This window comes from Tepidiforma sp. (genome assembly GCF_034433535.1).
GTDB lineage: Bacteria > Chloroflexota > Dehalococcoidia > Tepidiformales > Tepidiformaceae > Tepidiforma.
Genome location: NZ_DAOUAO010000053.1, coordinates 1 through 7,012, shown reverse-complemented (window position 1 = coordinate 7,012; position 7,012 = coordinate 1). Strand labels below are relative to the sequence as shown.

The following is a 7,012-nucleotide window of genomic DNA, read 5'->3' as shown; positions in this document are numbered from 1 at the left end:
TCCCGGGCGGGGACAGGGCACAGGGGGCTCCCGGCTCCCGGGCGGGGACAGGGCACGGGCGGGGCTTCCCGCTCCCGGGCGGTGTCGGGGCACGGGGTGGGTCCCGGCTCCCTGCTCCAACCTCCAACCTCCAACCTCCCACCTCCCACCTTCCACTTCAGCGTTGGGCTGCCGCGTGGCAGGATGCGGCCGATGGGGAGCGCAACGGGCACCCCGGTTCCTTCGCTGCGGTTCGAACGCGAGGCATGGCGCTGCGGGGCGGCCTGGGTGGCCGGGGTCGATGAGGTGGGGGTGGGGCCGCTGGCCGGCCCGGTGACGGCGGGCGTGGTGGCGCTGCCCCGCGGGCGCCGTTTCGCCTGGTACGCCGAGGTGCGCGATTCGAAGGTGCTGAGCGAGGCGGCCCGGGAGCGTCTCGCCGCGCAGGTCCAGGCGAGCGTGCCCTGGGCAGTTGGCTGGGCCTCGGTCGAGGAGATCGACCGGCTGGGCATCCTGCCGGCCCGGCGGCTCTGCATGCTGCGCGCCTTCGAAGCCCTGGGGGTGCGGCCGGATGCCGTCATCAGCGACGCGCTCGACCTGCCGCTGCCAAACGTGCGGGCCGTGATCGACGGGGATGCGCTCAGCGTGGCGGTGGCGGCGGCCTCGATCGTGGCCAAGGTGGCGCGCGACGCAGCGATGGTCGAGCTGTGTGCCCGGTACCCTGGCTATGGCTTCTGCCGGCACAAGGGCTACCCGACGCCGGAGCACCGCCAGCGGCTGGCGCGGCTGGGACCGAGCCCGGTGCACCGGAAGAGCTACGCCCCGGTGGCGCAGTTCGGGCTGCCCTGGTGACCGCCCGGCAGGGACTCGGGGCGCTGGGCGAGCGGCTGGCGGCGCAGCATCTCGAACGCGCGGGGCTGGTCATCATCGCGCGCAACGTGCGGATCGAGCGGAACGAGGTGGACCTGATTGCGCGTGACGGGGAGACGCTCGTCTTCGTCGAGGTGCGCACCCGCCGGGGCGCAGCCGGGGCGGGGGCCGAATCGGTGACGGCGGCCAAGCTGGCGCGGGTGGCGGCCTGCGCGCGGGCGTGGTGCGAGCGGGAGGGGGTCGACCCGGAGCTGACCCGGCTGGACGTGGTCGCGGTCGAGCTGGATGCCCGCGGCCGGGCGCTGGGCTGCCGGCACTTCCGCGGCGTCGAAGTGCCCGGGCTTTGACCCGTTCACCGGCAGGCCGGTATCGTCGCGCCGAGACTCGCGCGCGGAGCCTGCCATGCCGATCACGCCGGCCGACGACTACCTGATCCACCAGACCCCGTACCCGGTCGACCGGGTGGCCACCAGCGACCGCAATTTCTACGACCGCTACTTCTTCAACGGCTACGCCCCGGGCGGCGACGTCTATTTCGGCGTGGCGATGGGCCAGTACCCGAACCTCGGGGTGACGGACGCCGCCTTCAGCGTGGCCTTCGAGGGGCGGCAGCGGGTGGTGCGGGCCTCGCAGCGGCTGGGGGCGGACCGGCTGGCGACCGCCGTGGGCCCGATCCGGGTCGAGGTGGTGCGCCCGCTGCGCGAGCTGCTGGTGAGGGTCGAGCCGAACGCCTACGGGATCGAGGCGGAGCTGCGCTTCACCGCGCGGGCGATCCCGGTGGAGGAGCCGCACTTCTTCCGGCTGGCCGGCAACGTGCCGGTGATGGACTACACGCGGATGACCCAGCACGGGACGTGGAGCGGCTGGCTGCGGGTGGATGGCCGGGAGTGGCGGCTGGAAGGGGCGCCATGGTGGGGTTCGCGCGACCACTCGTGGGGCATCCGGCCGGTCGGCGGGAGGGACCCGCGCGGCGCACCGCCGCAGGAGCCGCCGCAGTTCTTCTGGAACTGGGCGCCGGTGAACTTCCCGGACCTGTGCGTGCTGGCGACCGTTTCGGAGCTGGCAGACGGGACGCGCTGGCACGAATCCGGGGTCATTTTGCGGCCGTTCCCGGCCGAGGAGGCGGTCGAGGCGGAGGTGGCGACGCAGCTGCGCTTCCGCAGCGGGACCCGCTGGCTGCAGTCGGCGGTGGTGACGCTGACGCCGAAGGGCGGCGGCGAACCGCTGGCGATCGAGTTCGAGCCGCTGACCACCTTCCTGATGAAGGGGCTCGGCTACGGCGAACCGACGTGGGGGCACGGGATATGGGTGGGCGAGGCCGCCGTGGACGGGACGGAGTACGAGGTCGCGAAGGAGCAGCCGCTGCAGAACCTGCACGTGCAGCAGCTCTCACGGGTGCGCGCCGGCGGGCAGGAAGGGCTCGGCGTGTTCGAGATCCTCGCGGTTGGGCCGCACGCGCCCTCGGGCTTCCGGGAGCTGCTCGACCCGGCGCCCTGACGCGTGGACACGGCCGGCCCGGCTTTCGACAATAGGGCCATGCCGATCTACGAATTTCGCTGCGCGGACTGCAAGAAGGTCACAAACTACTTCACCCGCAAGATGGATACCGAAGTGCGGCCGCCGTGCGAGCACTGCGGGAGCGCGAACACGTCCCGCATGATGTCGAAGTTCGGGCGTTCGTACTCGCGGCAGGAGATCCTCGAGAAGTACGGCGACCCCTCGAGCGGACGGGGGGGCCCGGAGGACTACCGGGACCCGCGCCAGATCGGGACGTGGGTGGAGAAGAAGTTCGAGGAGTACGGGATGGACCTGCCCGAGGAGGCGCGCGAGATGATCGACGCGGCGCGCGAGGGCGAATTCCCCGAGCCCGTGAAGGACCTGTGAGCGGCGGCCTGCCCCGGGAGGAGGTCGCGGGGATCCTCGAGCGGTTCGCGGCCAAGAACGCGGCGCGCGAGGAGGCGCTGGCGGCCAGCCGGCTGATCATCCGCACGAGCGCGAACGCCATCCGGGCGGTGCACCGGGGCGAGCTGGATGCCGCCCGGCGCCTGATCGGGGAGGCGCGGGCAACCCACGCGCAGGCGGTACGGGCGCTGGAGGGACACGCAGACATCTACCACGCGGGCTTCCTGCACGATGCGCAGAAGGAGCTGGTGGAGGCGGTGGCGACGCTGGAGCTGTCGACCGGCGGGGCGGTGCCCGGCCCGGGCGAGCTGGGGGTGGAGGACGCGGCCTACCTGAACGGCATCGGCGAGGCGGTCGGCGAGCTGCGCCGCATCATCCTCGACCGTCTACGGGCGGGGAGCCCGGACGGCTGCGAGGAGCTGCTGGCGGCGATGGATGACGTGTACGGCGTGCTCGTCACGATCGACTACCCGGATGCAATGACCGGCGGCCTGCGGCGGACCACCGACCAGGTGCGCGGCATCCTCGAGAAGACGCGCGGCGACCTGACGATGGCGATGGTTATCCGGCGGGGTGGCTGATCCTCAGGCCGGGGCGAGCCGGCGGATGACCGCGCGGGTGAAATCGAGGGTGCCGAGCGTGCCGCCGAGGTCGCGGGTGGTTTCGCCGGCGGCGATGGTGTCGTGGACGGCATCGACCAGCTGCCGGCCGAGGGCCGCGCGGCCGCAGAACTGGAGCAGGTAGCCGAAGGCTTCGAGCGCGCCGGAGGGGTTGGCGAGCCCTTTGCCCGCGATGTCGGGCGCGGTGCCGCCGGCGGGGTCGAACACGCCGATGATCGGCTGGTGGCTCTTCGAGAAGGCGTAGGAGGCGGAGGCGCCGAGCCCGATGGAGCCGATCAGGCCGTAGGCCATATCGCTGAGGAAGTCGCCGTATTCGTTCGGGCAGACGATGACGTCGTACCGCTCGGGGTTGATGATGAGCTTCGCGAGCAGGGCATCGAACAGCTCGCGGCTGTGGGTGACGTTGCGGTACTCGGCGGCGACCTCATCGACGACGTCTTCGAAGAGGCCGTCGGCGGCGCGCTGGATGGTGTACTTGCTGGTGGAGACGACGTGCTGGCGGCGGCTTTCGGCGAGTCGGAAGGCGAAGTGGGCGGCGTGCTCGACGGGGGTGCGCTCCATCACACGGATGCTGACGGCGGAGTAGTAGCCGATGCGCATGCCGGCATCTTCGTAGGTGCCGCCGGTGGCGACGCGGACGACGTGGATATCGACGGTGCCGGTGTAGTTGCGGGAGACGCCGGGGTAGGAGCGGCAGGGTCGGTGGATGACGGCGAGGCCGAGGCGGTCGCGCAGGACCTGGTTGGGGCTGACGGTTTCGGTGACGGTCGGGTACTTCATCGCGGCGCCGAGGGCGCGGACCGCTTCGATGCCCTCTTCGAGGGCGGCAGGCGAGGCTTCGCGGCGTTCGAGGCTCCAGTCGATCGGGCGGAATGCGACGGGAGAGCCGAGGGCCTCGTTGACGAGGTGAACGGCATCACGCAGTTCGCCGGCGATGCCATCGCCGTTGAGTTCGGCTACTTCGCGCATGGCGTGGATGCTCCGGCTGGTGTGCTGGCCACAGTGTGCACCTGCGGGGGCGCTGGGGGGAATGGGGAAAGATTCCGTGTAGGGCCGGTGATTGGTAGGATTCGGCCGGTTTAGCGAAGCGGGCGCGCCGCGGGGCGCGGCCGAGATTCCGAGCACCGGGGGAATTCCATGGAAAACATCTGGATCGCGCTGGGGGCGGGCGTCATTGCCCTGCTCTTCGCGGCGATCACGGCCCGCCGGGTCCTCGCGGAGGACGAGGGCACGGAGACGATGCGCACGATTGCGCGGGCGATCCAGGAGGGGGCCGCGGCGTTCCTGCGGCGGGAGTACACCTTCCTGGCGGCGTTCGTGGTGATCGTTGCCATCGCGCTGGCGGTGTTCGTCGACTATGACGTGCTGGACCGCTTCGGCCCGCAGCACGGCGAGCTGACGGACCTGCCGCGCACGGCGGCGGCCTACGTGCTGGGCGCCATCTCCTCGGCCCTGACGGGCTACGTGGGGATGTACATCGCGGTTCGCGCGAACGTGCGCACGGCGGCCAAGGCGCGGCAGGGGCTGAACCCGGCGCTGCGGGTGGCGTTCAGCTCGGGCGCGGTGATGGGGATCGCGGTGACCGGCATCAGCGTCATCGGGCTCTGCGTGGTCTACCTCGTCACCCAGGATGTGCAGCCGCTGACGGGCTACGCCTTCGGCGCCTCCTCGATCGCGCTGTTCGCGCGCGTGGGCGGCGGCATCTACACGAAGGCGGCGGACGTGGGCGCGGACCTGGTCGGCAAGGTGGAGGCAGGCATTCCCGAGGACGACCCGCGCAACCCGGCGACGATCGCGGACAACGTCGGCGACAACGTGGGCGACGTGGCCGGCATGGGCGCGGACCTGTTCGAGTCGTACACGGGGTCGATCGTGGCGGCGATGGCGCTGACCACGGCGGCGGTGGTCGGCGCGGACAAGGGCGTCTTCGATTCGGGCGATGTTGCGAACTGGGACAGCAAGGCATTCGCGCTGCCCCTCCTGGTGATGGGCATCGGCATCATCTCGGCGATCATCGGCACCTTCCTGGTGCGGACGAGCGAGCAGGCCTCGATGGGCCGCCTGCTCTGGGCGCTGCGGACCGGCATCTTCTCGGCGAGCGGCCTGGTGCTGGCCGGCACGGCGGCCCTGCTGGTGGTGATGGACCTGCCGTTCGAGCTGTTCTGGGCGGTGCTCATCGGCCTTGTCGCGGGGCAGGTGATCGGCACGGCCACGGAGTACTACACGGCCTACGAATTCCGGCCGACGCAGAACCTGGCGAAGACCGCAGAGACGGGCCCGGCGACCGTAATCATCGGCGGCCTCGGCCTGGGCATGCTATCGACCGCGATCCCGCTCATCACCATCGTCGCGGCGATCTGGGTCACGTACCAGATTGCGGGGCTGTATGGCATCGCGCTGGCGGCGGTGGGCATGCTTTCGCCGCTGGGGATCACGCTGGCGACGGATGCCTACGGGCCGGTGGCGGATAACGCCGGCGGCATCGCGGAGCAGGCGCACCTGGACCCGTCGGTGCGCGAACGGACTGACGCGCTCGACAGCCTGGGCAACACGACGGCCGCGACGGGCAAGGGCTTTGCCATCGGCTCGGCGGTGCTCACGTCGCTGGCGCTGATGGTGACCTACTCGCAGGTGGTGGGCATCGACACGATCGACATCCTCGACGTCGACACGATGCTGGGGCTGCTCATCGGCGGGCTGATGCCGTTCGTGTTCGCGGCGCTGGCGATGGGCGCGGTAGGCCGGGCAGCGATGGCGATGGTGAACGAGGTGCGCCGGCAGTTCCGGGAGATCCCGGGGATTATGGAAGGAACCGGCAAGCCGGACTATGCGCGGGCGGTGGCCATTTCGACCGACGGGGCGATCCGGGAGATGGTGATCCCCGGCCTGCTCGCGGTGGTGGTGCCGATTGTGATCGGCGCGGCGATCGGCGCGGAGGCGCTGGGCGGCCTGCTGATCGGCTCGATCGCGAGCGGGGCGGTGCTGGCGCTGATGATGGCGAACGCCGGCGGCGCCTGGGACAACGCGAAGAAGTTCATCGAGGCGGGCCACCTTGGGGGGAAGGGTTCGGACCCGCACAAGGCGGCGGTCGTCGGCGATACGGTCGGCGACCCGTTCAAGGACACGGCCGGCCCGGCGTTGAACATCCTGTTGAAGCTGATGTCCATCGTCGCGGTGGTGTTCGGCCCCCTGTTCGTGGGCTGAGCCCGCGGCTTTGAAGGGCTGATGAACGGCCGCCGGTTGAGCACCGGCGGCCGTTTCCGTATTCTGCGGCATCCGCGGCCGGGGCGACGGCCGCGCCACAGGGGGCTTGCTCATGCTGCTTGCGCAGGCGCTGATTCCGCTGAGCGTGGTGGTCGCAGTGGTCGCGGGCGCGGCGGCCCGCTCGGTCCGGCCGGGTCCCGCGCTCCCGGGCGAGCGCATCGACCCGTGGGGGCTGGCGGCGGCGCTGATGGCGGGCGGGGTTGCGGCGACGGCGGCGGCCTTCGGGCTGACGTGGTGGGCAGCGGACAGCCTCGAGCGGGGCGCCTGGGCGGGCGGTGCGCTGCTTGCCGGGTGGGGGGCGGCATCGATAACGGGGCTGGTTGCGGAGGTGTTCGACGGGGACGATGCGCGGCCTGCCGCGGCGGGTCCGCTGGTTGGGG

General features: G+C 71.5%; 7 protein-coding genes and 1 pseudogene. 7 read left to right on the top strand and 1 reads right to left on the bottom strand.

What is annotated here, in order from left to right; genetic code table 11:
• The first annotated feature begins 192 nt into the window (after window positions 1–192).
• From VAE46_RS02780 to VAE46_RS02760, 5 genes are read left to right on the top strand one after another with little or no spacing between them, the layout of a single operon-like run.
• A complete protein-coding gene (locus VAE46_RS02780; protein WP_322795387.1) occupies window positions 193–828 on the top strand; it encodes a ribonuclease HII in 636 nt (211 codons plus the stop codon).
• Window positions 825–1,193, top strand: a complete 369-nt coding sequence (locus tag VAE46_RS02775; protein ID WP_322795386.1) for a YraN family protein — start codon at window positions 825–827, stop codon at window positions 1,191–1,193. Before VAE46_RS02780 ends, VAE46_RS02775 begins: the two co-directional genes overlap by 4 nt.
• 55 nt (window positions 1,194–1,248) lie before the next feature.
• A complete protein-coding gene (locus VAE46_RS02770; protein ID WP_322795385.1) occupies window positions 1,249–2,343 on the top strand; it encodes a hypothetical protein in 1,095 nt (364 codons plus the stop codon).
• Between the two features lie 39 nt (window positions 2,344–2,382).
• Window positions 2,383–2,730 carry a zinc ribbon domain-containing protein gene (locus VAE46_RS02765; RefSeq protein WP_322795384.1) on the top strand — a complete coding sequence of 116 codons (348 nt, stop codon included), beginning with the start codon at window positions 2,383–2,385 and terminating at the stop codon, window positions 2,728–2,730.
• Complete coding sequence (locus VAE46_RS02760; protein ID WP_322795383.1) at window positions 2,727–3,329, top strand: hypothetical protein; 603 nt, start codon at window positions 2,727–2,729, stop codon at window positions 3,327–3,329. The genes VAE46_RS02765 and VAE46_RS02760 overlap by 4 nt, the downstream gene beginning before the upstream one ends.
• A 3-nt stretch (window positions 3,330–3,332) precedes the next feature.
• Here VAE46_RS02760 and VAE46_RS02755 read toward each other — a convergent pair whose 3' ends face one another.
• Window positions 3,333–4,337 carry an isocitrate/isopropylmalate family dehydrogenase gene (locus tag VAE46_RS02755; protein ID WP_322795382.1) on the bottom strand — a complete coding sequence of 335 codons (1,005 nt, stop codon included), beginning with the start codon at window positions 4,335–4,337 and terminating at the stop codon, window positions 3,333–3,335.
• A gap of 168 nt (window positions 4,338–4,505) precedes the next feature.
• Here VAE46_RS02755 and VAE46_RS02750 point away from each other — a divergent pair, with 168 nt between their 5' ends.
• Together VAE46_RS02750 and VAE46_RS02745 are read left to right on the top strand one after the other, a co-directional pair.
• On the top strand, window positions 4,506–6,572 hold the full coding sequence (locus VAE46_RS02750; RefSeq protein ID WP_322795381.1) for a sodium-translocating pyrophosphatase: 2,067 nt from the start codon (window positions 4,506–4,508) through the stop codon (window positions 6,570–6,572).
• Between the two features lie 112 nt (window positions 6,573–6,684).
• A pseudogene (locus VAE46_RS02745) lies at window positions 6,685–7,012 on the top strand (hypothetical protein); the annotation flags it as partial.

Bases quoted from the DNA above. Each gene is read 5' to 3' on its own strand.
- VAE46_RS02750 (WP_322795381.1), top strand. From the start codon at position 4,506: ATGGAAAACATCTGGATCGCGCTGGGGGCGGGCGTCATTGCCCTGCTC.
- VAE46_RS02770 (WP_322795385.1), top strand. From the start codon at position 1,249: ATGCCGATCACGCCGGCCGACGACTACCTGATCCACCAGACCCCGTAC.
- VAE46_RS02755 (WP_322795382.1), bottom strand. From the start codon at position 4,337: ATGCGCGAAGTAGCCGAACTCAACGGCGATGGCATCGCCGGCGAACTG.
- VAE46_RS02780 (WP_322795387.1), top strand. From the start codon at position 193: ATGGGGAGCGCAACGGGCACCCCGGTTCCTTCGCTGCGGTTCGAACGC.
- VAE46_RS02765 (WP_322795384.1), top strand. From the start codon at position 2,383: ATGCCGATCTACGAATTTCGCTGCGCGGACTGCAAGAAGGTCACAAAC.